This window comes from Azospirillum agricola (assembly GCF_020005195.1).
In the GTDB taxonomy this organism is placed as follows: Bacteria; Pseudomonadota; Alphaproteobacteria; order Azospirillales; family Azospirillaceae; genus Azospirillum; species Azospirillum agricola.
In genome coordinates this window covers 2,305,127-2,327,689 of the sequence record NZ_JAIFZR010000005.1, presented here as the reverse complement: position 1 = coordinate 2,327,689, position 22,563 = coordinate 2,305,127, and the positions used below count along the sequence as shown (strand labels likewise).

The following is a 22,563-nucleotide window of genomic DNA, read 5'->3' as shown; positions in this document are numbered from 1 at the left end:
CGGGAATCCTATGGCCCCGGCCGGGTCCAGCCATGAAAATGCGGGGGCTTTTTTCGGCCCGCCGAGGTGGTAGTTTACTGCGACGACGAACATTCGCACCACGACGACGAAGACCGGGGGATTTGTGGCGGACAAGGAAGGCAAGCGCATCGTTCTGCATGGACCGGAAGGGTTCGAGGCGATCCGCAAGGCGTGCCGGCTGGCGGCGGAGACGTTGGACTACATCGGCGCCTTCGTGGTGCCGGGGGTCAGCACCGGCCGGCTCGACCAGCTGATCGAGACGTTCCAGCGCGACCGCGGCGGCATCCCCGCCACCATCGGCTATCACGGCTACCCGAAGGCCTGCTGCATCTCGCCCAACCATGTCGTCAACCACGGCATCCCCAGCGACGACAAGCGGCTGGCCGAGGGCGACATCGTCAACATCGACGTGACGGTGATCCTCGACGGCTGGTACGGCGACAGCAGCCGCATGTATTTCGTCGGCGAGAAGATCGGCGTGAAGGCGCGCAATCTGGTCGACCTGACCTACCGCTGCATGATGGCCGGCATCGCCCAGGCGAGGCCCGGCAATCATCTGGGCGACATCGGCCACGCCATCCAGACGCTGGCCGAGGCGAACCGCTGCTCGGTGGTGCGCGACTTCGGCGGGCACGGCATCGGGCAGGTCTTCCACGACGCCCCGCACGTCGACCATTTCGGCAAGCCCGGCACCGGCGTCGAGCTGAAGCCCGGCATGGTCTTCACGGTGGAGCCGATGATCAACGCCGGCCGCCCCGAGGTGAAGATCCTGTCGGACGGCTGGACCACGGTGACCCGCGACCGTTCGCTGTCGGCGCAGTTCGAGCACCAGATCGGCATCACCGAAGACGGCTGCGAGATCTTCACCCTCTCCCCCGCCGGCTTCACCCAGCCGCCCTACGGAGACGCCGCTTGAGCGGGGAATCCGGCGGCGACGAGCCGCTGAAGCCCTGGACGGTGCTGGGCAGCCGCGACCTGCTGGACGCCAGCCCCTTCCTGAAGGTGCGCGCCGAGACGGTCGAGCTTCCCGACGGCCGCCGGGTCGAAAGCTTCTATCAGGTCGAGCAGCCCGACTACGCCGTGATGTTCGTCGAGACCGGGGACGGCCGGGTCGTCATGCTGCGCACCTACAAGCACGGGGCTCGGCGGGTCAGCCTGACCTTTCCGGCCGGCGCCCTCTCTCCCGGCGAGGATCCGCTGGCCGCCGCCAAGCGCGAGTTGCTGGAGGAGACCGGCTACGTCTCCGACGAGTGGACCGGGCTCGGCGACTTCGTCGTGCAGGGCAACCATCGCGGCTGCGCCTGCCACATGTTCCACGCCCGCAACGCCCGCAAGATCGCCGAGCCCGACGACGGCGACCTGGAGGAGATGCGGATCGAGCTGCACAGCCGCGAGGAGCTGATCGAGGCGGCGGCGCGCGGCGACTATGCCTTCCTGCCGGTGATCGCCATGCTCGGCGCCGTGCTGCTGCCGGAACTGCGCGAGGGATTGGGCATGGCGGCGCGGGCACGGACAGTCTGACCGTGATAAGGTGATGGCCGGAACGGCAGGACGGTGGGAGGCGTGGCTATGGGTGCCTTGCGCAAGCATCGGACGATGACGGTGGCCGAATTCCTCGCTTGGGAGGAACGGCAAGACGGGCGCCACGAGTTCCATCATGGCGAGATCGTCGCCATGGTCGGCGGAACCGTGGCGCACAACCAGATCGCCGGCAACATCTACACAGCGCTCCGGAGCGCTCTGCGCGGCACTCCGTGCCGGGTTTTCCAGGAAAACATGAAGACCATCGCCGACGACTCGGTCTTCTATCCGGATGTTCTGGTCACCTGCGCCAAGCTCAACGACCAGGACCGCTTGGCCTCCGAGCCGAGCGTGATCGTCGAGGTGCTGTCCGACAGCACCGCGACCCGCGATCACCTGACCAAGAACACGGCCTACCGCACCCTACCCTCGCTGACGCAGTACGTGATCGTCCACCAGCGCGCCGCCGCCGTGGAGAGCTTCCGCCGCGACGGCGACGGCTGGCTGCACGAGGTGGTCTCGGGCGAGGCCGGCGTCCTGCGCCTTCCGGCGCTGGGGGTCGAACTGCCGCTTGCGGTCATCTACGAGGACACCGAGGTGCCCTTTGCCCTCGACGGCGAATCCGACGACGAGGACTAGCGATGATGGACGCCTTCGATGCCGACCGCCTGATCGCGCTGCTCGGTCTCCAGCGGCACCCCGAGGGCGGATTCTACGTGGAAACCTACCGCGCTCCCGCCGAGGGGCGCGGCGCGGTGACGGCGATCTACTTCCTGCTGAAGGCCGGCGAGCGGTCCCACTGGCACAAGGTGGACGCCGTCGAGATCTGGCTGTGGCACGGCGGCGCGCCGCTGGAGCTGTCGATTCACGACGAGGCCGCTCCCGGAACCCGTGTTCACAGGCTCGGCATGGATCTCGCGGCGGGAGAACGGCCGCAGGCGGTCGTGCCGGTCGGCGCCTGGCAGTCGGCCCGCAGCCTGGGGGATTGGTCGCTGGTGAGCTGCACCGTGGCGCCGGCCTTCGAGTTCGCCGGCTTCACCCTGGCACCGCCGGATTGGGATCCGGGGCCGGCCTGACTCCGGCCCCCTCCCCTCACTCCTTGGCGTAGGGGTTGTTGCCCTTGCGCAGCAGCAGCCGCAACGGCACGCCCGGCAGGTCGAAGCTGTCGCGCAGATGGCCGATCAGGTAGCGCTGGTAGCTTTCCGGCAGGTCGAGCGGCTTGTTGACGAACAGCGCGAAGGTCGGCGGCCGCGACTTCACCTGGGTCACGTAGCGGATCTTCACCCGGCGCCCTTCGATCAGGGGCGGCGGATGGTGGTCGAGCACGCCCTCGATCCAGCGGTTGAGCTGCGAGGTCGGGATGCGCCGGTTCCACACCGCGTAGGTGTCGACGATGGCGTCGAGCAGCGTGCCGAGCTTCTGGTTCCTCAGGGCCGAGATGGTAACGACCTTGACGCCCTTGATGTAGCCGAGCGCCGCCTCCAGCTTGTCCTCGACCTGCCGCAGCGCCATGGCGCGGTCGTCGACGATGTCCCACTTGTTGACCGCGATGACCAGCGAGCGGCCTTCCGAGATCACCATGCGGGCGATGTTGAGGTCCTGCTTGTCGAGGATCGCCTCGGCGTCGACCACCAGCACCACGACGTTCGCCATGCGGATGACGCGCAGCGTGTCGGCGACGGCCAGCTTCTCGACCTTCTCGTCGACGCGGGCGCGGCGGCGCATGCCGGCGGTGTCGACCAGCTTGAAGCGGCGGTCGCGCCATTCCCAATCGACGCTGATCGCGTCGCGGGTCATGCCGGCCTCCGGCCCGGTCAGCACCCGCTCCTCGCCGACGAGGCTGTTGAGCAGGGTCGACTTGCCGACGTTGGGACGGCCGACGATGGCGATCTGGATCGGCTTGGCCTTGTCCTCTTCCGGCTCCGGCTGGTCGCCGACGGGGATCGGTCCCTCGTCGGACGCGTCGGCGGCGGGCGCGGCCTCCTCGGCCTCGGCCTCGGCCTCCTCCTTGGGAACGAAAGGCAGCAGCCCCTCGACCAGATCGGCCATGCCTTCGCCATGCTCGGCGGAAAGCGGGATCGGGTCGCCCAGCCCAAGCTCGTAGGATTCGTAGAGCCCGGACTTCGACGCCTTGCCTTCGGACTTGTTGGCGACCAGCAGGACCGGGGTCTTGCTCTTGCGCAGGATGGAGGCGAAATGGCGGTCCATCGGGGTCACGCCGGCGCGCGCGTCGATGATGAACAGCGCGACGTCGGCGCGTTCCAGCGCCTGCTCGGTCTGGCGGCGCATGCGCGCCTCCAGGCTGTCGTCGGTGACGTCCTCGAGCCCGGCGGTGTCCACCACCGTGAAGGACAGGCCGCCGACGAATCCGGGCGCGGAGCGCCAGTCGCGGGTGACGCCCGGCGTGTCGTCCACCAGGGCCAGCTTCTTGCCGGCCAGGCGGTTGAACAGGGTCGATTTGCCGACATTCGGCCGACCGACGAGAACGACTGTGAACGACATGGCGCCAGGGTTTTCCTAAAGACAGACGAGAAGCATCAACGGAACGCGGCAAGCGTCCCGTTGTCGCACAGGACATAGAGAGTGTTGTTGGCGACGACCGGCGGCAAGTAGGCGGCCGCCGGCAGCTTGCGGGTGACCTCGACCGCGCCGTTGTTCGGCGACAGGCCGAGCAGCTGGCCGTTCGAGCCGGCCACCCACAGGCGGCCGCCGGCCAGCACCGGCCCCGCCCAGGTGATCGGGCCGGTCTTGTCCTTGGGATCGTCGTAGCGGTCGAGCGGAGCCACCCAGCGGGCGCGGCCCGCCTGACGGGTCACCGCCACCAGCTCGGCGTCGTTGGTCACGGTGAACAGATAGTCGCCGGCCAGCCACGGGGTCTGGGTGCCGCCGATCTCGGCCTCCCACACCCGGTTGCCGATCCGCTCGTCGATGGCGACCATGCGGCCGGAATGGCCGATGGCGTAGACGGTGCCGCGGTCGATCACCGGCAGGCCGCGGATGTCGGCGAGGTTGCTGAGGGCCCCGGTGCGGCGGATGGCGGCGAGGCTCTCCTGCCACGCGACGCGGCCGGTCTCGGGCCGCAGCCCGAACAGCTCGCCCGACGAGTAGGGGGCGACGACCAGGGTCGACGTCGCGGCCGGGCTGGCGGCGCCGAGCAGGCCGGCAGTTTCCAGGATGCCCTGCTGCGACCATTGCACGGTGCCGTCGCCGGTCGACAGGGCGACGATCTGGTTGTCGAGCGTCAGCACGAGGACCCGCCCGCCCGACACGGTCGGAGCGCCGCGCACCGGGCCGGCGACGCGCTTGCGCCACAGGACCGAGCCGTTGGCCGGATCCATCGCCATCACCTCGGCGAAGCCGGTGGCGGCGTAGAGGCGTCCGTCGGCGTAGGACACGCCGCCGCCGGTGGCGCCGCCGCGCTCATGCTCGGGCTTGGTGTCGACGCGCCACAGCGACCGGCCGGTCTGCTCGTCGAGCGCCGCGACATGCGCGTCGGCGTCCATGGCGAAGATCTTGCCGTCGGCGACCACCGGAACGCCCAGCAGGGCGCGCGAGCTGCTCGACCCGCTGCCGATGTCGCCGCGCCACGCCTCGGACGGGCTGGCCGCAAGGGCGAGATGCCCCATGGCGTGGTCCGGCGTGCCGCCCGCCTGCGGCCAGGCGACGTTGGCGGCCGGCGGCGGCACGGTGACCGCGACGTCGGCCAGACGGGCGTCCGGCTCGATCTTGCGCTCGCGGGTCAGGACGGAGACACGCTGCCCCGGCAGCGGCGGTTCGGGAGTCTTGCCGAACCAGTCGCCGACGGTGTCGCAACCGCCCAGCAGGACGGCGAGCAGCGAAGCGGACAGGAGCGCCGAACGGCGCAGAGGACGGGCCGTGGTCATTCGTCAGGTCTTGCCGTAGAGGGAGGCGAGGTCGGCGGCGCGGGAGCGGACGCCGCTCGGCGCCTGCTGGTCGTCGGCCAGTTGCTGGAAGAGGCCGCGCGCCTTGGCGGTGTCGCCGCCGCGGGCGGCCAGCAAGGCGGTCAGCTCGCGCGCGGTGAAGCGCCACGGGCTGCTGTCGGCGGTCAACGGCTGGAGCCTGGCGGTGAGCTGGGCGGCGTCGCCGCTCTCGACCCGCTGCATCGCCCCCAGCAGGGTGGCGAGGTCGCGGTAGACCGGATCGACGGAGCTGTTGGCGGCGATGCCGTCATAGATCGTCGCGGCGTCGGCCGGCTTGCCCTGGCGCAGCAGCAGCGCCGCGGCGTTGAACTGGGCGAAGGCGGCCATGCGCGGGTCGGCGCTGCCGGCGTAGGCGGCGAGCGCCTCGACGCCCTTCTCCGGCCCCTGCGCGGTCTGCGAGATGGCGGTGACGAGAGCCGCGGTGTCCTGCTGCTGCTTGGAGGCCTGCCAGTTGCGCCACGCGGTGTAGCCGCCGGTTCCGGCGACCAGAAGCACGGCGGCGGCGATCATGGCGCCGCCATACTTCTTGAACACATGCTCCGCGCGATCGCGGCGCAGATCCTCGTCGACTTCGCGGAAAATATCGCTCATGGCGCTGCGGTGCGGTCCTTGTTCGTGCGGCCGGGACGGCGGCGCGGTCTCGGGTCGGGCGGAACGGCACCCCCGGCTGGCCGGAGGGGCCTGTCCGCGCCATCACAGGGCCGGATAGCATTGGGTACCACGCCCGGTCAAGTGCGCACGGCGCCCCGCCCCCCATGCCCCCTGGGGATTCGGATGGCCGGACAGGCGAAAGGCCGCGCGGGACGACGCCCGCACGGCCCTTTTTCAGCGCACCACCCGATGTCAGCGAAACACGGAGGGAAACGAGGTCGCCCCGGAAACCGTCAGGCCGTCATCGCCGCGGCGGCGATCACCGCCTGCGTGCGGTTCTTGACGCCCAGCGACTTGAAGATGGCGGTGACGTGGATCTTGACGGTGCCTTCCGACAGACCCAGTTCATAGGCGATCTGCTTGTTCGACTTGCCCAGCCGCAGGCATTCGAGAACCTCGCGCTGGCGCTGGGTCAGGCCGTAGCCGCCGCTGCGGTCGGCGACGTCCAGCGGCGAGCGGCGGCGCGGCGCCGCGTCCATGCTGGCGGTCAGGGCTCCGGGCGGAACATAGATGCCGCCGGAGAAGACGAGGTTCAGCGCGCCCATCATGACCTTGACGCTGCTGGATTTCGGAATGTAGCCGGTGGCGCCGTGGTCGAGCGCGCCGCGGATGTCGCCCAGCGCCTCGGAGGCGGAGATGACGACGATGGGAACCCCCGGCTGCAAGGCCTGGACGTCGCGCAGGCCGTCGAAGCCCGGCCAGTTCGGCATGTGCAGATCCATCAGCACGATGTCGTAGGTGATGTCCGACCGGCAGCGGTCGAGCAGTTCGTTGAAGGTCCCCGCCTCGATGAAGGTGGCATCGCCATGCAGCTGCTCGAGCAGCCGCCGCAGCCCTTCACGGAACAGCAGATGGTCGTCACCGATCAGGATTTTCATGATCCCCGTCACCCTCGTTCGCCGCCCCTTGCGGGCCTCGCCTTCGCGTCCGGTAAGCCCCCGCGGCCCCCGGATCGTCTCGCTCGCCTTAACTGGCTTGGGTGATTGATACCACGATCGGAAGAGGGGCTGTATATCGACAAGGGCCATAGGTCATTAGCCGCCGCGCCGCGCCATGACCGAACCATACGGCAGAGCGCGCCCAAGCATTGCCCAGGCCATAAGTCATAGATTCGCGGCAGGAAACCCGATTCGGGACTGAGCCCGTCCAATCGAAGCACTCGAAAATGCAAAAATCGTCTCCGTTCGCGCAGGGAATCGTCTTGGAACCTTTGCGAAGCGATCCCGTTCGTGTGAGCAGAGCTGAACTAACCCCGAATCGAGGGCGCGGAGGGTCAGGCCGAACCGTTCGAATCTCCCGGAAGGATCCCTGTACCAACGCGCAATCGGCTGTGACCCGTTCAGCACACAACATTCCAGAGGTGTTACCGTCCCGAAACAAGAGGCGACCATCCTGGCTGTGCTTGACGATCTCGGTTGATAATCCATCGTTCGATTTACGTGCCACCTCATCAATTTCTAAATTATTCCAGGACCACCAGCGAACTCTTCTCTTTTACAGGAATACTTGGAACATTTTATGAAATATCGGGATTGCGCGTGCCTGGGCCGGCCGAACACACGGTCGGTTTTCCATTCAACCGAGACGCAGGCGGCAATGCCCGGTTCGGGCCAGCCGTGGATGCCTCCTCCAGACAGAGCTGACCCATGCACACACATCATGAGTACGCCCATGAGAAAGCATCTCACCAGACCCGCAACGCGGTGACCCCCATGCATGTCTGCCTGATCCTCGACAACAACGCGCTGACCGAAACCGTGGTGCAGGCGCTCGACCGTGGTGGCCGGCACCGGGTGACGGTGCTGCACGACATCACCGACCTGACGCAGAGCGCGCTGACGCCGGACGCCATCCTGATCGGCCTCCAGCAGTTCACCGCGCTGCGCGAGAACGAGCCGATGGTCTATCTGCGCCTGTCGCGGCGCTCCCGGATCGTCGTGGTGCTGTCGTCGCGCGAGTTGCTCGACGCCGCCCACATCCTGGCCTTCGCCGACGCCTGGGTGTTCGAGGATCTCAACGTCGACCGCATCAACGAGCTGCTGGACCTCGGGCTGGAGGGCCACTGCCTGATGCCCAAGCAGTTCCTGTCGCGGCTGGGGGTGGACGAAATCCGGCTCAGCCTGCTGCCCCGCCTGTCCGATCCGGAATACGAGACCCTGCGCCTGCTGGGCCAGGGGCTGAACAACCGGACCATCGCCAACGCGCTGGACCTGTCGGAGGCGGTGATCAAGTCGATGGTGCGCAGCGTGCTGTCCAAGCTCCATTTCCGCAACCGGACCGAGGCCGGGGTCTTCGCCGCGCGCCAGCAGGGCGCCCTGCAATCGGCGCGCGACGGGGTCGTGCCCCCCCACATGCACGCCGCCCAGCAGCAGCGCGCGGCGGGAGCCTAGCCCCGCCGGCCTCCCCCCACGGCCCATCGGCTTCGAAGCCCTCCGGATCACAAGTCCGGAGGTTTTTTTTGCGACGTCCCCGCGGTCACGCCCCTTGCGCCGCCCGCCCTGCGGCATCCGGCCGGGTCGCGGGTTTCGGCAAGGGGCGCCCACGCGAAAAGCCCCTCCTCCTGATGGAAGAGGGGCTTTTCGCGGTCGAGCCGTGGTGGGGAACGGTTACTGGTGGGCCGCCGTCGCGGCAGCCGCCACCACGCCGGCGCCGGCCAGTTCGCCGCCGATGCCGTTGTTGAGCGCCCAGATGGCGGCCTGGGTGCGGTTGGAGGCGTTGATCTTGCGCAGCAGGCTCTTCAGGTGGACCTTCACCGTCGCCTCGGTGATGTTCAGATGGTTGGCGATCATCTTGTTGCTGTCGCCGTTCAGCAGGCAGCGCAGGATCTGCACCTCGCGCTGCGACAGCCCCTTGCGCGACACCGGCATCTCGGTGCCGTTGCCGTTGACCCGGCCGGAGATCAGAAGCGCGGCCAGATGGGTCGGGAACACCTTCTCGCCCATCATCACCAGCTTCAACGACTGGGCCAGAGCGTCGGACGACAGGTCCTTCATCAGGTAGCCGTCGGCCCCCGCCTCCAGCGCGTTGGCCAGGCGGCGGGTGCAGAGATCGCTGGTCAGGATGACCATGCGGGCGTCCGGCAGTTGGGCGCGCAGCCGGCGCATCCCTTCCGCCTCCTCGTCGCCGCCGTTCTGGAGGTCGAGCAGGACGAGCTGCGGACGCAGGCCGTTCTCGACGCTGTTCAGCGCCTCGCGGAGGTTGCCGGCCTCGGCGCCGATCTGGAACGGCGAGTCGTCGAGCAGCCGCTTCAATCCCTCGCGGAACAGCTTGTTGGAGTCGATCAGAAAAGCACGCACTGTGTCCATGGTCAGCTCCCGCGAATTTGGATCGATCGTCGTGACACGGCGGACCAGAAAACGATTCCGATCGTGTGGGCGTCCGGCTATCCGAACCATCCGGCGCCGCCCCCCTTCGAAGTCTTCGGCCTACCAATATTTAGGGTGAGCTTACCCCCGTGTCGTGTCCTACGTTACCACTCTCCGGAGTTAAAAGAAGAACGCATTGGACATATGCGCAAAGCCACGACCTCTTGAAGGTGTAAACGGCCTCGTTGAAAGTATTCGTCTCATCCCATCGAAAAGGTTATTCTTCGTGACAACCACCACTTATTTGTCAATAAAAACGCGCATTGAGTGATGTGGATTCTAAAAATAGCGCCGTGAATTGCAGAAAACCCGCTGCGCGGAAGGTCGCGCCTTCCCCTCCCCCCATCCGGGACCATAGCCTTTCGGCGTAACGGCCGCCCCCTGTCCGGACGCCCGTCCCGCCCCTTTTCCGCATCCTCCGACCGGCCTTGACGAGCCGACCCCGCCCATGCGCTTCTGCGGCCGCGAATCGCGGGGACGGCATGACGGGCTGGCAGATCATCGGGGCGGGAATCGCCGGCTATCTCCTGCTGCTGGCGCGCAGCGCCTGGAAGCAGGGGGAGTTCCGCCAGTTCCTGCGCAGCCTCGCGATCGTCGCGATCCTCTGCGGCGCCATCGCGGCGATCGTGGCGGCGGTCATCATGCTCGATTCGCCTCCCTGACCCACTCCACAAGAAAAGGCCCTTCCCCGGCAATGGGGAAGGGCCTCGGAAATGGGCCGGATCGGGAATGGATCAGATCTGGCCGCGCTCGTTCGCCTGACGCATCAGGACATACTGGCGCATCATCTGGTTGCGGAAGCGGTAGCGCTCCCGCCCGGGCTCGATCACCGGGGCCAGCACCGCGCCATGGTCTTCGCGGGTCAGGCGCTTCAGCAGGTCGAGCATCTCGCGGCTCGGCGGCTCACCCCCCTCCCCCGCCAGGTCGGCCGGGTCGAAGGTGCCGTAGGCGTCGGCCGGGCACAGACCGGCGGCGAGCAGCGCGTCCTCCAGTTCGCCGCGCCGTTCGGCGGCCAGGGCGCGGGCGTAGCTGTCGACGATGCCGCGCTCGGCCTCCTGGAGACAGCGGGCGACGGCGTAGGCCAGATCCGAACGCTCCACGATGGTGCTGCCGCGGCTGACCGCGCTGCGCGCCGCGTGCAACCCCAGAAGCTGGGCGTAGTAGGGAAGCCCGCGCACGAACTCGGCGATCCGCTGCACCACGTCGGGCGCGAAGCCGATGCCGGCGTTCTCCGCCCCGGCCTGGATCAGCCGGCCGATCTCCTGGTCGGTCATCAGCGGCAGATGCACCGGCACCAGCGAACGCTGGATCGACGGATGCTTGCCGAGAAGCTGGTCGAGATTCTCGGCGACGCCGACCACCAGCAGGGTCACCGGAATCGAGCTGTCGGTGAGGTTCTTGAACAGCTCGGCCAGCTTGTTGCGGAAATCCTCGTCGGTGACGCGGTCGTACTCGTCCAGGATCAGCAGCACATGGGTGGCGTGGATGCCCGACAGCACCTCGTTCAGCTCGGTGACGCTGAAGGTGCCGTCCGGCAGCAGCTCGTTGAAGCTGGCGAAGTTGCGCCGCGCCGCGAAGGGGTTGTCCGCCCCGGAGCGGTAGTAGGTCGAGGGGATCTTCTTCAGGAAGTGCCGGAAGATGTCCTCGAAGCTGAGTTCGGCGCTGCACGTCAGCTTCAGCGACAGATAGCCGGCCTGGGCGGCGATTTTCTCGATGCCGTTGGCGACGGAGGTCTTGCCGCGCCCGCGGTCGCCGTAGAGGATGACGTGCGCCCGCTCCTCCTCGATGGCCGAGATGATGCGGCGCAGCGTGTCGCTGCGGCCGATGAACAGGCCGTTGAGCTGCTGCTTGGGGCGTGTCGGGGTGAAGGCCTCGCGCAGCAGGCCGTTCAGTTCCGGCGTCAGCCCCTTCAGCATGGCCGGCGCGTTCACCCCCATGCCGCCGCGGAAGCCACCGTTGACGGTCATGGTGAAGCGCGGCAACTCGGCGTCGCCCGCATCGCCGCCGCCGGGCGCCGGGAACATGCGCCCGCGATGGTCGCCCGTCGCGTCCTGCCCGAGAATGTCCGGCTGGCGGGGCGCCGCCGGTCCGCGCATTCCGTCCCCGCGCATCCCGTCGATGGGCCGCAGATGGGAAGGACCGGGCGGACGGGCGAAGCCGTGATGGGCCGAACCCGCCGCCGGCGCACCGCCGGCGGGGGCACCGCCGCCCAGACCGCCGCCCGTTATGCCGACGCCGCCAGCGGCGCCTGCTGCCGGTACCCGCTCGTCCGCCGCCGTTGCCGTCCGCCGTTTCCGAAAGAAGTTGCGCATCCGTCCCAGTCCTCACGCTTGTCGGCGTTTGCGGCACCGGCCCCGGCAAGCGCTTGTTTCAGCGAGGGAACCGATCCGCGTCTACCCGATGTAAGCGATGCGGCCGGCGGGATGGGTTGGGATTTCGGATATCATACCGACGCAGCATCGCCCTTCCGGCGACTCCGTTCGGATGAGGGGCGGCTCCCCGTCTCATCCCACCAGCAGCGGGCCGACCATGATCCAGCCGTAGAGGCTGGCCAGCAGCACCGCGAGCGTCACGCATTCACGCACGAAAGCCAGAACCGACATGCCAACCCCCCATGTTCATGTTGTGTTCCAGCTTGATACCAGAACGAACGGGGTACGGCAACGAATAAGTTCCTATTATGTTCGCTTCAAAGACCCCTTACGTTCCGTCTTGAGGCAGAAATGGGATAGGGTGTGGTTCTTTCCGGAAAGGCAACGACCGACCGGGGGCGACAGCCCCGGAGCGACCCACCACGAAAAGATGGTCAGGAGGGGTCGGGAGAGTCGTCGTAACGGATCAGATCCATCCAGGCGCGCTCCAGCCGGCGCAGGGTGCGGTAGGTCGTCTCGAAATCGGCGCCGTCGGTCTCGCTGCGCACAAGGTTGTCGGCACGCGCGGCCTCCAGCCGCCTCAGACCTTCGCAGGTGGCGAGGCCGCGCTCCGACAGGCGCAGCCGGGCGGCGCGGCGGTCGCGCTGCGACGGCGTGCGGTCGACATAGCCGGCCTCGACCAGATGCTTCAGATTGTAGGAGGCGTTGGAGCCCAGATAATAACCGCGCTCCAGCAGGTCGCGGACCGACAGTTCCTCGTTGCCGATGTGGAGCAGCATCAACGCCTGGGTCGGGCTGAGGTCGGTGACGCCGATCCGCGCCAGTTCCATCCGCAGAACATCGAGAAACCGCCGCGTGATGCTCTCCATGACGCGGCCGAGGTCGGTGTAGACCGCCGGGGTCGCCGCACTCTGCATGATCGTGCTTCCTGTTGCCTGAGCCCTGTCCGCCCCCGGAGGGAACGCGAAGGGGGCGGCGATCCCCGCCACTCCCCTGGCCCGCCACGATGAAGGGCTTTTGTCGCGAATTGGGGGGACAAACTTGGGACGCCGGAAGCGGCACCGGCCGGAGCCGGACTATCAGGTCGGCGGCAAAAGGTTCGAAAAATTTTGACACGGATGAACACGGATGCCGGCTGCGCCGGCTCACGGATGAACGGGATGAAGGACAGCATCCATGTTCATCCGTGTCCAAAAATTGGGTGTCCGGAGACCACGCTCACAGCGTGCCGGCGTAGGCCCCGCCGTCCAGCAGGATGTTCTGCCCGGTCATGAAGCCGGATCGGGCCGAGCAGATCCAGGCGCAGGCGGCGCCGAACTCGTCGGGGTCGCCGAAGCGTCCGGCCGGGTTGCTCTGGCGGCGCAGGTCCATCTCCTCGTCGATGCTGCGGCCCGACGCCTTGGCGCCGCCCTCCATGGTCTTGCGCAGGCGGTCGGTCTCGAAGGGGCCGGGCAGCAGGTTGTTGATGGTGACGTTGTGCTTGACCGTCTGGCGCGACAGCCCGGCGACGAAGCCGGTCAGCCCGGTCCGCGCCCCGTTGGACAGGCCGAGGATCGGGATCGGCGCCTTCACGGCCCCCGAGGTGATGTTGACGATGCGGCCGAAGCGGCGGCCGATCATGCCGTCGACCGTCGCCTTGATCAGCAGGATCGGCGCCAGCATGTTGGCGTCGAGCGCGCGGATCCAGTCCTCGCGCTCCCAGTCGCGGAAGTCGCCCGGCGGCGGACCGCCGGCGTTGTTGACGAGGATGTCCGGCTCCGGACAGGCGGCGAGCGCGGCGGCCCGTCCCTCCTCGGTGGCGATGTCGCCGGCGGCGGTGGTCACGGTCACGCCGGTGGCGGCGCGGATCTCGGCGGCGGCCTCCTCCAGCGCGTCGGCGCTGCGGGCGGTCAGGGTGACGTGGACGCCCTCCCTGGCCAGGGCCAGCGCGCAGGCCTTGCCCAACCCCTTGCTGGCGGCGCAGACGAGCGCGCGGCGGCCGGCGATGCCCAAATCCATGGCGTATCCTCCCTATCGTCGTGTCGCTACTGTCGTGTCTTTGGCCGGTGTTCCAGTTCGGCCAGAACCTCGCGGGCGAGCGGAACCGTCACCCGGCGGTGCCCCGCCAGCGAGGCGTGGTCGAGCGCCGCCACCAGGGTGCGCGCGGAATCCAGCGAGCGCTCCATCCGCGTCAGCAGGTAGGTGACGACCTCCAGCCCCGGCCGCAGCTGGCGGTCGGCGAACAGCTTGACCAGCACGGCGGCGAGCAGCGCGTCGTCGGGGGCCGCGACCTCGACCGCCGGCGCCCCCTTGATGCGCGAGCGCAGGTCGGCCAGCCGCGCCCGCCAGCGCGACGGCGCCTTGCGCGACAGCAGCAGCAGATGGCCGCCCTGCTCGCGGGCGAGGTTGTAGAGGTGGAACAGCGCCTCCTCGCGCGCCGGCTTGCCGGCAACCTTGTCGGCCTCCTCGACCACCACGGCGTTGGCGGCGGCGAGCAGCTCCGGCAGGTCGGCGGCGTCGAGGCTGGCGCCGCTGGCGATGACCGCGTGGCTGCGCGCCCGCCAGACATGGCCGAGATGGGTCTTGCCGCAGCCCGCCGGCCCGTACACGGTCAGGGCCGGCGCCGGCCAGGACGGCCAGCGGTCGAGCCACGCCACCGCGTCGGCGTTGCTGGGCGCCACGAGGAAATCCTCGCAGCCCATCGCCGTCCGGTGCCCGAGGTCGAGCGGAATCTGTGCCGGCAAGCTCATCGGGAACTCAAGGCAGGAGGAAAGGCGGCCCAAAAGGAAAAGCGGTCAAGGTTCCGGCGTCACGCCCCGGTAGTAGCCGCTTGAGAGATACTGGCGCAACGCGAAGCGGGTCAACACGCCGATGACCGCGGCGACCGGAACCGCCAGCAGCACGCCGAGGAAACCGAACAGGCTGGCCCCGGCCAGCAGGGCGAACATCACCCAGACCGCGTGCAGGCCAACCTTGTCGCCGACCAGCTTCGGCGTCAGGACGTTGCCCTCGATCGCCTGCCCGAACAGGAAAATCCCGACCACCAGCCCGACTCGCCAGAACTCGTCGAACTGGAGAAGGGCAAGCCCGGTGCTGGCGACGAATCCGAACAGCGAGCCGACATAGGGGATGAAGGACAGCAGCCCGGCGACCAGCCCGATCACCAGCCCGAAATCCAGCCCGGCCGCCGAGAGCGCCAGCGCGTAGAACAGGCCGAGCACGAGACAGACCATCGCCTGCCCGCGCACGAAGCCGGATAGGGTGGAATCCACCTCGCGCGCCTGCGCGCGGATCGTCTCGGCGTGCTGGAGCGGCAGCCAGGCGTCCACCTTGGCGACCATCACGTCCCAGTCGCGCATCATGTAGAAGGCGACGATCGGGGTGATGAACATCAGCGACAGCACGTCGAACAGGGCCAGCCCGCCCGACAGGATGCTGCTCACCACCTTGGCGACCCAGCCGGCGACGTCGCCGGCGTAGGTGCCGGCGGCGGCGCGCAGCCGCTCCATGTCGTCGGGCGGCAGCCGGTGCAGCAGGCGGTTGATCGCCGGCAGCGCCCGCTCCTTCACCACGGCGGCGTAGTGCGGCAGCACCTCCAGCAGATGGGCGATCTGGCCCTGGACCAGCGGCACCAGCAGCAGGACGAACACCACCAGCACCAGCAGGAAGGACAGCAGCACCAGCGTGGTGCCGAGCCAGCGCGGCAGGCGGATCGCCTCCAGCCGGTCGACCAGCGGATCGAGCAGATAGGCCAGCGCCAGCCCGACCACGAAGGGCAGCAGCATGCCGGCGAGCAGCCAGAGCGCCAGCACGAACAGCCCGAGTCCGATCAGCCAGAAGCGGATCTGCTTGGAGTCCGTCACCGGACACCGCCGAGCCGGTTGAACAGCAGCGCCGCGCGCCGGGCGTAGGCGAGGCCGGAGCCGGCCGTCGTCGCCGCGCAGACATAGACCAGCGCCTCGACCAGCTCCATCCCGAACAGCCGCGGATTCGGCAGCCCCAGCGCGGCCGGCGCCAGCACGGCGGCGGCCAGCGCGATCTGCACCACCGTGTTCACCTTGCTGATGTAGAGCGGCTGCATCGCCAGCGTCTCCTTCAGGGTGAACAGCAGGATGACGCCGGCGATGATCATGACGTCGCGGAACACCACCAGCATGACCAGCCACAGCGGAATCAGCCCGACATGGCCGAGCGCAACATAGACGCCGACGATCAGCGCCTTGTCGGCCAGCGGGTCGAGATAGCCGCCCAGCACGGTGCGGGCGCGGAACATGCGGGCGATGGCGCCGTCCAGCGCGTCGGACAGGCCGGCCGCGACGAACAGGCCGAAGGCCCAGACCATGTTCCCGGTGAGGATCATGTACATCGCCAGCGGCACCGCCAGGATGCGCAGGAAGGTGATGATGTTGGGAACGCTCACGGTGCGTTTCTCACCGGCAGGGTGCCCAGGTTGCGCGGCGGCGCGCCGAGCCCGCCGGTGGGATAGGCCGCGGCCGGCGCCGTTCCCAGCGGAGCCGAGGGCGCCAGAGGGATCGCGCCGGGGTTGGCGGCCGGGGCCGCCGCATCGCCCGAGCCCGAGCCCGAGCCGCGCGGCAGCAGGGTGAGCTGCCAGCCGGCGGCGGACACCGGCAGCGGCGCCGTGCCCATGGCGGCCGGCGGCGCCACGCGGGTCAGCCCGAGGTCGCGCTTGTTCAGCAGGGGGGCCAGACGGTCGGGGTCGCCGCGATGGGTCAGGTTGACCAGCGCCTCCGACCGGGTCATCGACAGCAGCTCGTTGCGGGTCACGGCGGCGAGGCCGGCCAGCCGCTTGCGGGTCTCCACCCAGTCGGCGGCGCTGCCCAGCGGCACGCGGACCAGCGTGGTCTGCTCCGGCCCGGTCGCCGTCACGTTGTTGCGGCGCCACGCCTCGTCGAGCTGGGCGCCGACAAAGGTCACGGCGCGGGTCAGGAAATCGGTCGGCCGGTCCGAAGCGTCGGGCTTGACGTTGATGGTCTGGGTCTCGCGGGTGCCGTCCAGCCCGTAGCGGGTGAGATCCACCACCAAACCGCGCGACAGGTCGGGGCCGCCGGCCGGCAGCTCCGTCCGCGCGACGATGACCCCGCCGGCGTGGTAGCGCTGGGCGATGCGGTTGAGCGCGTCGGCGTTGCCGTTCACCGCCTCCTCCGTCCCGATGGCCTGGGCGTCGGGCAGCTCGCCGTCCGGCACCACCAGCGGCACCAGCGAAGAGGTTGCCGGGCGCTCCTCCCAGGCGGCGCGCCAGGGGGTGCGGTCCTCCCACAGCAGGGTACGCCCGTCGGTGACCGTCAGCGGCAGCACCACGAAGGGGCGGGTCGGCGGCTCGACATACTGGGCGCTGCCGGCGCCGCCGATGGCGTCGCGCACCGCGTTTGGACGGAAGCGCACGGTGATCGACCCGACGTAACGGGTGGCCGACACCTTCTCCTCGTCGATCTCGAAACCCTGGACCAGGCGGGCGATATCGGTCTCCGACAGGCGCGGCGGGTTGCCGCCGCCGGGGACAAGACGCTTGTACAGCTCGACCCAGGCCTTGCTCTGCGCCTCGCGGATCGCCTGGTCGCGGGCGGTGTTGGCGTTGGCGGCGTTGATGTCCACCTTGACGCCCGACACCGCGAAGGCGTCGGCGGCGGTGTTGGCCGTCGGCGTGGAGGAGGGCAGCGCGGAGGGCACGGCAGAGGGCATGGAGGCGGGCGGCGGCGCGACGGTTTGCGCCCCGGCCGGCCCGCCCGAGAGGACGCAGGCGACGGACAGGGCGGCGAGACCCGCAAACAGCGGCGCGCGGCGGCGGTGGAGCATTGCAATGCCTTCCGATTCGAGTATGTTCGGGCCGATCCAACGGCCCGGTATATAGCTCAGCCCAAGCGAGGATACCATCAGCACCCAGTCCTATAACATGTCCGACGCCTACAAGCAGGCCGGTGTGGACATCGACGCGGGCAACGCGCTTGTCGAAGCGATCAAGCCCCTTGCCCGCTCCACCGCGCGCTCCGGCTCCGACGCGGGCCTGGGCGGCTTCGGCGCGCTGTTCGACCTGCGCGCGGCCGGCTACCAGGATCCGCTGCTGGTCGCCACCACCGACGGCGTCGGCACCAAGCTGAAGGTCGCGATCCTGGCGAACCGCCACGACACGGTCGGCATCGACCTTGTGGCGATGTGCGTCAACGATCTGGTTGTTCAAGGGGCGGAGCCGCTTCTCTTCCTGGATTACTACGCGACGGGCAAGCTCGACGTGGCCGCCGGCCGCGCCATCGTGTCGGGCATCGCCGAGGGCTGCCGCCAGGCCGGCTGCGCGCTGGTCGGCGGCGAGACCGCCGAGATGCCGGGCATGTATTCGGAAGGCGACTACGACCTCGCCGGCTTCTCGGTCGGCGCGGTCGAGCGCGAGCATGCGCTGACCGGCTCGGCCGTGCAGGCGGGCGACGTGGTGCTTGGTCTGGCCTCGACCGGCGTGCATTCCAACGGCTATTCGCTGGTCCGCAAGCTGGTCGAGAAATCCGGCCTCGGCTACGACGCCGAATGCCCGTGGGATTCCTCCAGGACGCTGGGCGAGGCGCTGCTGACCCCGACGCGCATCTATGTGAAGAGCACGCTGAAGGCCGTGCGCGCCGGCAGCGTCCGGGCGCTCGCCCACATCACCGGCGGCGGCCTGATCGAGAACATCCCGCGCGTGCTGCCCGACGGGCTCGGCGTGACGCTGGACGCCTCGACCTGGACCCTGCCCCCGGTGTTCGGCTGGCTGATGAAGACCGGCGGCATCGCCCCCTACGAGATGGCCCGCACCTTCAACGTCGGGCTCGGCATGGTCGCCGTGGTCCCGGCCGACAAGGCGCAGCAGGCCATCGACATCCTCACCGAGGGCGGCGAGACGGTCTTCACCGTCGGCACCGTCACCGCGCTGAAGGAGGGCGACGCCCGCGTCACCGTCACCGGCATGGATGCGGCGTGGGCTCCGTGACCTCCGCGAAGCTCAAGCTCGGTGTCCTGATCTCGGGCCGGGGCAGCAACTTGCAGGCGTTGATCGACGCCTGCGCCGCCCCGGACTTCCCGGCCGAGATCGCGCTCGTCCTGTCCAACAAGGCCGACGCCTACGGGCTGGAGCGCGCGGCGGCGGCCGGCATTCCGACCACGGTCGTCAGCCACCGCGATTTCCCCGGCGACAAGCCGGCCTTCGAGGCGGCGATGGACGCCAGGCTGCGGGAGGCCGGCGTCGAGCTGGTCTGCCTCGCCGGCTTCATGCGCATCCTGTCGGAATGGTTCGTCGAAAGCTGGCGCGACCGGCTCATCAACATCCACCCGTCGCTGCTGCCCTCCTTCAAGGGGCTGGACACGCACGCGCGGGCGCTGGCGACGGGGGTGCGGTTCCACGGCTGCACCGTGCATTTCGTCCGCCCGGCGATGGACGACGGGCCGATCGTCGCGCAGGCCGCCGTTCCGGTCCTGCCCGGCGACGACGCGGACGCCCTCGCCGGCCGCGTGCTGGAATCGGAGCACCGGCTCTACCCGCACGCCGTCCGCCTGATCGCCGAGGGCCGCGCCCGCGTCGATGGCGATCTGGTGCGGATCGAGGGGGGCGGCCTGGTGCTGGATTCGGTGGTCAACCCGCCTTTTTGAGCGTTCAGACGCGGGCATGCGCGCCCATCCCGCCCCTTTCCCGACCCAGCGGCGGAGGATAGGTGGGGGGCCGGCCTTCCCATCCACACAAACCCTCCCAAAACCGTCGGGCATTGCCGGTTTCTGTTGCGCTTCCCATCTGCTTCGGCAGAATTGCGGGCAACACAAACCAAAAGGAGGGTTCCTGAGATGGCCGCCGTCGGTTCCAACCCGGTCAGCGAAGAGCTGGTCCGCACCCACATGCAGAATTGGATCGCCTTCACCAAGTTCGTGAAGCTCAGCACCGCCGGCGTCATCGCCGTGCTGGTCCTGATGGCGCTGATCACCCTGTAGAAGTGATCCCGTCTTTGCGCCGCCGGTTCCTCCCGGCGGCGTTTCCCCCGGCTCCGCCCGCTCAGCCCGCCCCCAACGCGTTGGTCATGCCGCGCAGCAGGTCGCGCATGCTCTGCGGACGGTCCTGCCAGCGCATGGCGAGACCGGCCAGCAGCACCTTCTCGAAAGACGGCGGCAGGGCGGCGCCGAGTTCGTTCGGCCGTGGAACCCGGTCGCTCACGAAACGGGCGGTGGCGTCCGGCGGCGTCTTGCCGGTCAGCGCCAGATACATGGTGGCGCACAGGGCGTAGACGTCCGACCAGGGGCCCTGCCGGCCCTCGTTGGAATATTGCTCCGGCGGGGCGTAGCCCGGCTTCAGGATCACGGTCAGCCCGTCCCCCTGCCCCGCCGACCGCCGCGCGGCGCCGAAATCCAGCAGCTTGCGCTCACCCGCGCTGGTCAGGAAGATGTTGTCCGGGCTGATGTCGCGATGGATGAGCCCCTGCTCATGGATGGTCTGCAACGCCCTCATGATGGGCGTCAGCACCCCCAGCGTGCGGCGCACGTCGATCCGCCCGCCGCTGTCGGCCAGATACTTCTTCATGGTGCGGCCCTCCAGCAGCTCCATGACGAGATAGGCGGTGGCGTTCTCCTCGAAGAAATCCTGGACGCCGACGATCTCCTTGATGTCGCGCAGCCGGGCGAGCATCCGCGCCTCGTCGAGGAACTTCGCCAGACCGGCGGCGAAGCCCCGCGCGTGCTCGTCGGAGAAGGGAACGACGCCGAAGGAGCCGGGCGCCCGTGAAATCAGGTTCGAGGGGTAGAACTCCTTGATCGCCACCTTCACGCGCAGCCGGTCGTCCCAGCCCAGATAGGTCGCGCCGAACCCGCCCTGCCCCAGCACACGGCCCACCCGGTAACGGTCGAGCAGCGCCGTGCCGGGCATCAGATGCACCCCCGGCCGGTTGTCGGAGCTGGCGGGATAGCCGCAATTCCGGCAGGCGTCGCGCGTCGGCCGGTCGGCGAAGCAGCTCGGGCAGCGCCCGTCCAGGCCGGTTCCCGAGAGTCCCGGAACGGAACCGGGCGGCAGCGCGACCGTCACCGCCGGAGCGGGGGCCGCCATGGGGCCGCCGGCGCCCTGCGGTGCCGCCACCGGACGGAGCGGGGGCGTCGCTGGAGGCGGCGCCGACACGGTGGCGGCGGCCGAAGGGCCGGGCGGCTGCGGCGCCGGGGCCGGAGCCGTCGCCATCTGCCGCAGCCGGTCGAGCAGCTCGAACAGGCGCCGCACCTCGGCCTGCGCCATCTCGTTGTTCTGCTGGGCGGCGAGTTCGGCCTGGAACTGCGGTTGGCGAACGATCTCCAGGATGTGCTGGCGCATCAGCGGCAGGGCGCCGTCCTCGCGGATCAGGCCGGAGCAGGCGATCTCGGCCAGCCGGATGGTGCGCCGGCGCAGCACCGGCTCGACCTGCCGCAGCCGCGCGGCAAGGTTCCCCGATTTGGCGTAGCCGTCGATCGCCCGCTCCGCCTTCTCGGCGATCGGCCCGCGTGCCTCCCACGGCAGGGCGGAGTCACGGATCGCATCGAGCGCGCCGGCCAAATCCCGCTCCAGCAGCCCCGTGTCGGGCGTCTGGACCAGCATGTTCTCGATCAGCAGCTCATTGCCGACGGCGGCGTCGAGCGAGGCCGCGATCTCGCCCATGTGCCGCTCGGCCGCCGGAACCGCGGCCACGGCGGTCAGGTAATGGATGCGGCAGATCAGGTCCGGCTGCCCCTCGCCCAGCCCGACGATGGAGCGGCGATAGGCGCTCGCCCCGCCCTGCTCCAACCGGCGGGAATAGCGGACGGTCAGCGCGTCGGCCATCGCCGGACCGCCGGTCAGCCCGTTGCGCGTCAGCAGATGGCCGAGCAGCGTCTTCAGGCACTCGGCCTCCTGGTCGAAGGCGCCCCGCCCCAGCGGCTGCGGCGCCTTCAACTGACGGCGGACACGGTCGAGCACGGCCAGCCGCGCCTGCGGCAGCTTGCCCTGGCGGAACAGCGCGTTCAGCACGCCCAGCCGGTTCGGTCCCATCGCGTCCATGCGGACCCGGCCGCACAGCAGCTCGCACAGCGTGACCAGCAGCGCGCCGGGCGGCAGCCCGCCGCCCAGCAGCTCGACCCCGGCGGCGGCCGAGCACAGCACGTCGCCGATCATGCCGTCGACCACGCCGGACAGACGCTCGTCGCGGTCCCACTGGAGGATATCGAGCAGCCGGTCGAGCTTGGCCGACCAGCTCTTGAGTTCGTACAGTTCCAGGCTCAGCGCAACGCGCAGGTCGTAGGCGACATCGCCGGTCGGCGATTGGCCCGGCGCGGCCGCCAGCACGGAATCGACGGCGGAGCGGCCCTTGGGAATGTCGGCGAAGGCGATCTGGGCGGCGCGCGCCTTCGCCCAGCTCTCGTCGACGGCGGCCTGGAGCGCCAGCCGGCGGGCGCGCGGCTCCTGACCGGGCAGACGCCCCTGGACGGCGGCGATCCGCGCCACCGCGCTTTCCACCAGTTGCCCATGCCCCAGCAGAACCTTCAGCGGCTTGGCGTGGTGGATCAGCTCGGTCGGGGTCAGAAACAGCGGATCGAGGTAGGAGCGCAGGGCGATGCCGATGACCATGCGGCCCTGCCAGCCGTGACATTCGGCAAGGCTTCCGCACAGCTCCGCCTCGTCGAAGGCTCCGACGGCGGAGGGCGGCGGAGGTGCGGCCGGACGGCTGGGCAGAGGGCTGGGCACGCGAGCCTTTC

The 22,563-nt window shown here is 69.3% G+C and carries 22 protein-coding genes; 9 read left to right on the top strand and 13 right to left on the bottom strand.

The genetic code is table 11. The features are described from left to right. Positions 1-124 precede the first annotated feature (124 nt). Genes map through JN22_RS26025 form a run of 4 tightly spaced genes read left to right on the top strand, consistent with a single transcriptional unit; the run spans position 125 to position 2,618 of the window. The gene (gene map, locus JN22_RS26040; RefSeq protein WP_085556654.1) at positions 125-937 is read left to right on the top strand and encodes a type I methionyl aminopeptidase; all 813 of its coding nucleotides are present in this window, start codon (positions 125-127) and stop codon (positions 935-937) included. Continuing rightward, on the top strand, positions 934-1,542 hold the full coding sequence (locus JN22_RS26035; RefSeq protein WP_085556653.1) for an NUDIX hydrolase: 609 nt from the start codon (positions 934-936) through the stop codon (positions 1,540-1,542). The genes map and JN22_RS26035 overlap by 4 nt, the downstream gene beginning before the upstream one ends. A 48-nt stretch (positions 1,543-1,590) precedes the next feature. Beyond that, positions 1,591-2,181 (top strand): Uma2 family endonuclease, encoded by a 591-nt coding sequence (locus tag JN22_RS26030; RefSeq protein WP_085556652.1) that lies wholly within the window; start codon positions 1,591-1,593, stop codon positions 2,179-2,181. A gap of 2 nt (positions 2,182-2,183) precedes the next feature. Further along, on the top strand, positions 2,184-2,618 hold the full coding sequence (locus tag JN22_RS26025) for a cupin domain-containing protein (protein ID WP_085556651.1): 435 nt from the start codon (positions 2,184-2,186) through the stop codon (positions 2,616-2,618). A 16-nt stretch (positions 2,619-2,634) separates the two neighbouring features. Here JN22_RS26025 and der read toward each other — a convergent pair whose 3' ends face one another. The 4 genes from der to JN22_RS26005 all read right to left on the bottom strand — a co-directional run bounded on the left by der (position 2,635) and on the right by JN22_RS26005 (position 7,012). Beyond that, positions 2,635-4,044, bottom strand: a complete 1,410-nt coding sequence (der, locus tag JN22_RS26020; RefSeq protein ID WP_085556650.1) for a ribosome biogenesis GTPase Der — start codon at positions 4,042-4,044, stop codon at positions 2,635-2,637. A gap of 35 nt (positions 4,045-4,079) precedes the next feature. Continuing rightward, the gene (locus tag JN22_RS26015) at positions 4,080-5,426 is read right to left on the bottom strand and encodes a PQQ-like beta-propeller repeat protein (RefSeq protein WP_085556649.1); all 1,347 of its coding nucleotides are present in this window, start codon (positions 5,424-5,426) and stop codon (positions 4,080-4,082) included. Between the two features lie 3 nt (positions 5,427-5,429). Beyond that, positions 5,430-6,074: a tetratricopeptide repeat protein gene (locus JN22_RS26010; RefSeq protein WP_085556648.1), complete on the bottom strand. Its 645-nt coding sequence runs from the start codon at positions 6,072-6,074 to the stop codon at positions 5,430-5,432. A 293-nt stretch (positions 6,075-6,367) separates the two neighbouring features. Further along, the gene (locus JN22_RS26005; RefSeq protein WP_085556647.1) at positions 6,368-7,012 is read right to left on the bottom strand and encodes a response regulator transcription factor; all 645 of its coding nucleotides are present in this window, start codon (positions 7,010-7,012) and stop codon (positions 6,368-6,370) included. Positions 7,013-7,780: 768 nt separating this feature from the next. Here JN22_RS26005 and JN22_RS26000 point away from each other — a divergent pair. After that, positions 7,781-8,524, top strand: coding sequence for a response regulator transcription factor (locus JN22_RS26000; protein ID WP_223677888.1), 744 nt, complete (start codon positions 7,781-7,783; stop codon positions 8,522-8,524). Between the two features lie 216 nt (positions 8,525-8,740). Here JN22_RS26000 and JN22_RS25995 read toward each other — a convergent pair whose 3' ends face one another. Then, entirely contained in the window at positions 8,741-9,439 is a 699-nt protein-coding gene (locus tag JN22_RS25995; RefSeq protein ID WP_085556645.1) for a LuxR C-terminal-related transcriptional regulator, read from the bottom strand. 542 nt (positions 9,440-9,981) lie between these two features. Here JN22_RS25995 and JN22_RS25990 point away from each other — a divergent pair. Continuing rightward, positions 9,982-10,161, top strand: a complete 180-nt coding sequence (locus tag JN22_RS25990; protein ID WP_085556644.1) for a hypothetical protein — start codon at positions 9,982-9,984, stop codon at positions 10,159-10,161. Positions 10,162-10,233: 72 nt separating this feature from the next. On the opposite strand, the gene JN22_RS25985 is transcribed toward JN22_RS25990, so the two are convergent. The 7 genes from JN22_RS25985 to JN22_RS25955 form a co-directional block, all read right to left on the bottom strand. Continuing rightward, entirely contained in the window at positions 10,234-11,811 is a 1,578-nt protein-coding gene (locus tag JN22_RS25985; RefSeq protein ID WP_223677887.1) for an AAA family ATPase, read from the bottom strand. A gap of 494 nt (positions 11,812-12,305) precedes the next feature. Continuing rightward, a complete protein-coding gene (locus JN22_RS25980) occupies positions 12,306-12,788 on the bottom strand; it encodes a MarR family transcriptional regulator (RefSeq protein ID WP_085556642.1) in 483 nt (160 codons plus the stop codon). 301 nt (positions 12,789-13,089) lie between these two features. After that, the gene (locus JN22_RS25975) at positions 13,090-13,869 is read right to left on the bottom strand and encodes an SDR family oxidoreductase (protein ID WP_085556641.1); all 780 of its coding nucleotides are present in this window, start codon (positions 13,867-13,869) and stop codon (positions 13,090-13,092) included. 26 nt (positions 13,870-13,895) lie between these two features. After that, positions 13,896-14,600, bottom strand: a complete 705-nt coding sequence (locus JN22_RS25970; protein ID WP_085557351.1) for an HdaA/DnaA family protein — start codon at positions 14,598-14,600, stop codon at positions 13,896-13,898. Positions 14,601-14,645: 45 nt separating this feature from the next. Then, positions 14,646-15,713, bottom strand: a complete 1,068-nt coding sequence (locus JN22_RS25965; RefSeq protein ID WP_085556640.1) for an AI-2E family transporter — start codon at positions 15,711-15,713, stop codon at positions 14,646-14,648. Continuing rightward, entirely contained in the window at positions 15,710-16,270 is a 561-nt protein-coding gene (locus tag JN22_RS25960; RefSeq protein ID WP_085556639.1) for a CDP-alcohol phosphatidyltransferase family protein, read from the bottom strand. The genes JN22_RS25965 and JN22_RS25960 overlap by 4 nt, the downstream gene beginning before the upstream one ends. Further along, entirely contained in the window at positions 16,267-17,664 is a 1,398-nt protein-coding gene (locus JN22_RS25955; RefSeq protein ID WP_085556638.1) for a DUF2066 domain-containing protein, read from the bottom strand. Before JN22_RS25955 ends, JN22_RS25960 begins: the two co-directional genes overlap by 4 nt. A 97-nt stretch (positions 17,665-17,761) precedes the next feature. On the opposite strand from JN22_RS25955, the gene purM reads away from it, so the two are divergent. The 3 genes from purM to JN22_RS25940 all read left to right on the top strand — a co-directional run bounded on the left by purM (position 17,762) and on the right by JN22_RS25940 (position 19,812). After that, entirely contained in the window at positions 17,762-18,823 is a 1,062-nt protein-coding gene (purM, locus tag JN22_RS25950; protein WP_085556637.1) for a phosphoribosylformylglycinamidine cyclo-ligase, read from the top strand. After that, positions 18,820-19,479 carry a phosphoribosylglycinamide formyltransferase gene (gene purN, locus JN22_RS25945; protein WP_085557350.1) on the top strand — a complete coding sequence of 220 codons (660 nt, stop codon included), beginning with the start codon at positions 18,820-18,822 and terminating at the stop codon, positions 19,477-19,479. Before purM ends, purN begins: the two co-directional genes overlap by 4 nt. A gap of 189 nt (positions 19,480-19,668) precedes the next feature. Beyond that, positions 19,669-19,812, top strand: a complete 144-nt coding sequence (locus JN22_RS25940) for an aa3-type cytochrome c oxidase subunit IV (protein ID WP_085556636.1) — start codon at positions 19,669-19,671, stop codon at positions 19,810-19,812. Between the two features lie 61 nt (positions 19,813-19,873). On the opposite strand, the gene JN22_RS25935 is transcribed toward JN22_RS25940, so the two are convergent. Next, entirely contained in the window at positions 19,874-22,552 is a 2,679-nt protein-coding gene (locus JN22_RS25935; protein WP_223677886.1) for a serine/threonine-protein kinase, read from the bottom strand. Positions 22,553-22,563 lie beyond the last annotated feature (11 nt).

Excerpts from the sequence above, each read along its gene's own strand:
- JN22_RS26030 (WP_085556652.1), top strand. The coding sequence starts at position 1,591 with ATGGGTGCCTTGCGCAAGCATCGGACGATGACGGTGGCCGAATTCCTC.
- JN22_RS26025 (WP_085556651.1), top strand. The coding sequence starts at position 2,184 with ATGATGGACGCCTTCGATGCCGACCGCCTGATCGCGCTGCTCGGTCTC.
- der (WP_085556650.1), bottom strand. The coding sequence starts at position 4,044 with ATGTCGTTCACAGTCGTTCTCGTCGGTCGGCCGAATGTCGGCAAATCG.
- JN22_RS26015 (WP_085556649.1), bottom strand. The coding sequence starts at position 5,426 with ATGACCACGGCCCGTCCTCTGCGCCGTTCGGCGCTCCTGTCCGCTTCG.
- JN22_RS26010 (WP_085556648.1), bottom strand. The coding sequence starts at position 6,074 with ATGAGCGATATTTTCCGCGAAGTCGACGAGGATCTGCGCCGCGATCGC.
- JN22_RS26005 (WP_085556647.1), bottom strand. The coding sequence starts at position 7,012 with ATGAAAATCCTGATCGGTGACGACCATCTGCTGTTCCGTGAAGGGCTG.
- JN22_RS26000 (WP_223677888.1), top strand. The coding sequence starts at position 7,781 with ATGCACACACATCATGAGTACGCCCATGAGAAAGCATCTCACCAGACC.
- JN22_RS25995 (WP_085556645.1), bottom strand. The coding sequence starts at position 9,439 with ATGGACACAGTGCGTGCTTTTCTGATCGACTCCAACAAGCTGTTCCGC.
- JN22_RS25990 (WP_085556644.1), top strand. The coding sequence starts at position 9,982 with ATGACGGGCTGGCAGATCATCGGGGCGGGAATCGCCGGCTATCTCCTG.
- JN22_RS25985 (WP_223677887.1), bottom strand. The coding sequence starts at position 11,811 with ATGCGCAACTTCTTTCGGAAACGGCGGACGGCAACGGCGGCGGACGAG.
- JN22_RS25980 (WP_085556642.1), bottom strand. The coding sequence starts at position 12,788 with ATGCAGAGTGCGGCGACCCCGGCGGTCTACACCGACCTCGGCCGCGTC.
- JN22_RS25975 (WP_085556641.1), bottom strand. The coding sequence starts at position 13,869 with ATGGATTTGGGCATCGCCGGCCGCCGCGCGCTCGTCTGCGCCGCCAGC.
- JN22_RS25970 (WP_085557351.1), bottom strand. The coding sequence starts at position 14,600 with ATGAGCTTGCCGGCACAGATTCCGCTCGACCTCGGGCACCGGACGGCG.
- JN22_RS25955 (WP_085556638.1), bottom strand. The coding sequence starts at position 17,664 with ATGCTCCACCGCCGCCGCGCGCCGCTGTTTGCGGGTCTCGCCGCCCTG.
- purM (WP_085556637.1), top strand. The coding sequence starts at position 17,762 with ATGTCCGACGCCTACAAGCAGGCCGGTGTGGACATCGACGCGGGCAAC.
- JN22_RS25940 (WP_085556636.1), top strand. The coding sequence starts at position 19,669 with ATGGCCGCCGTCGGTTCCAACCCGGTCAGCGAAGAGCTGGTCCGCACC.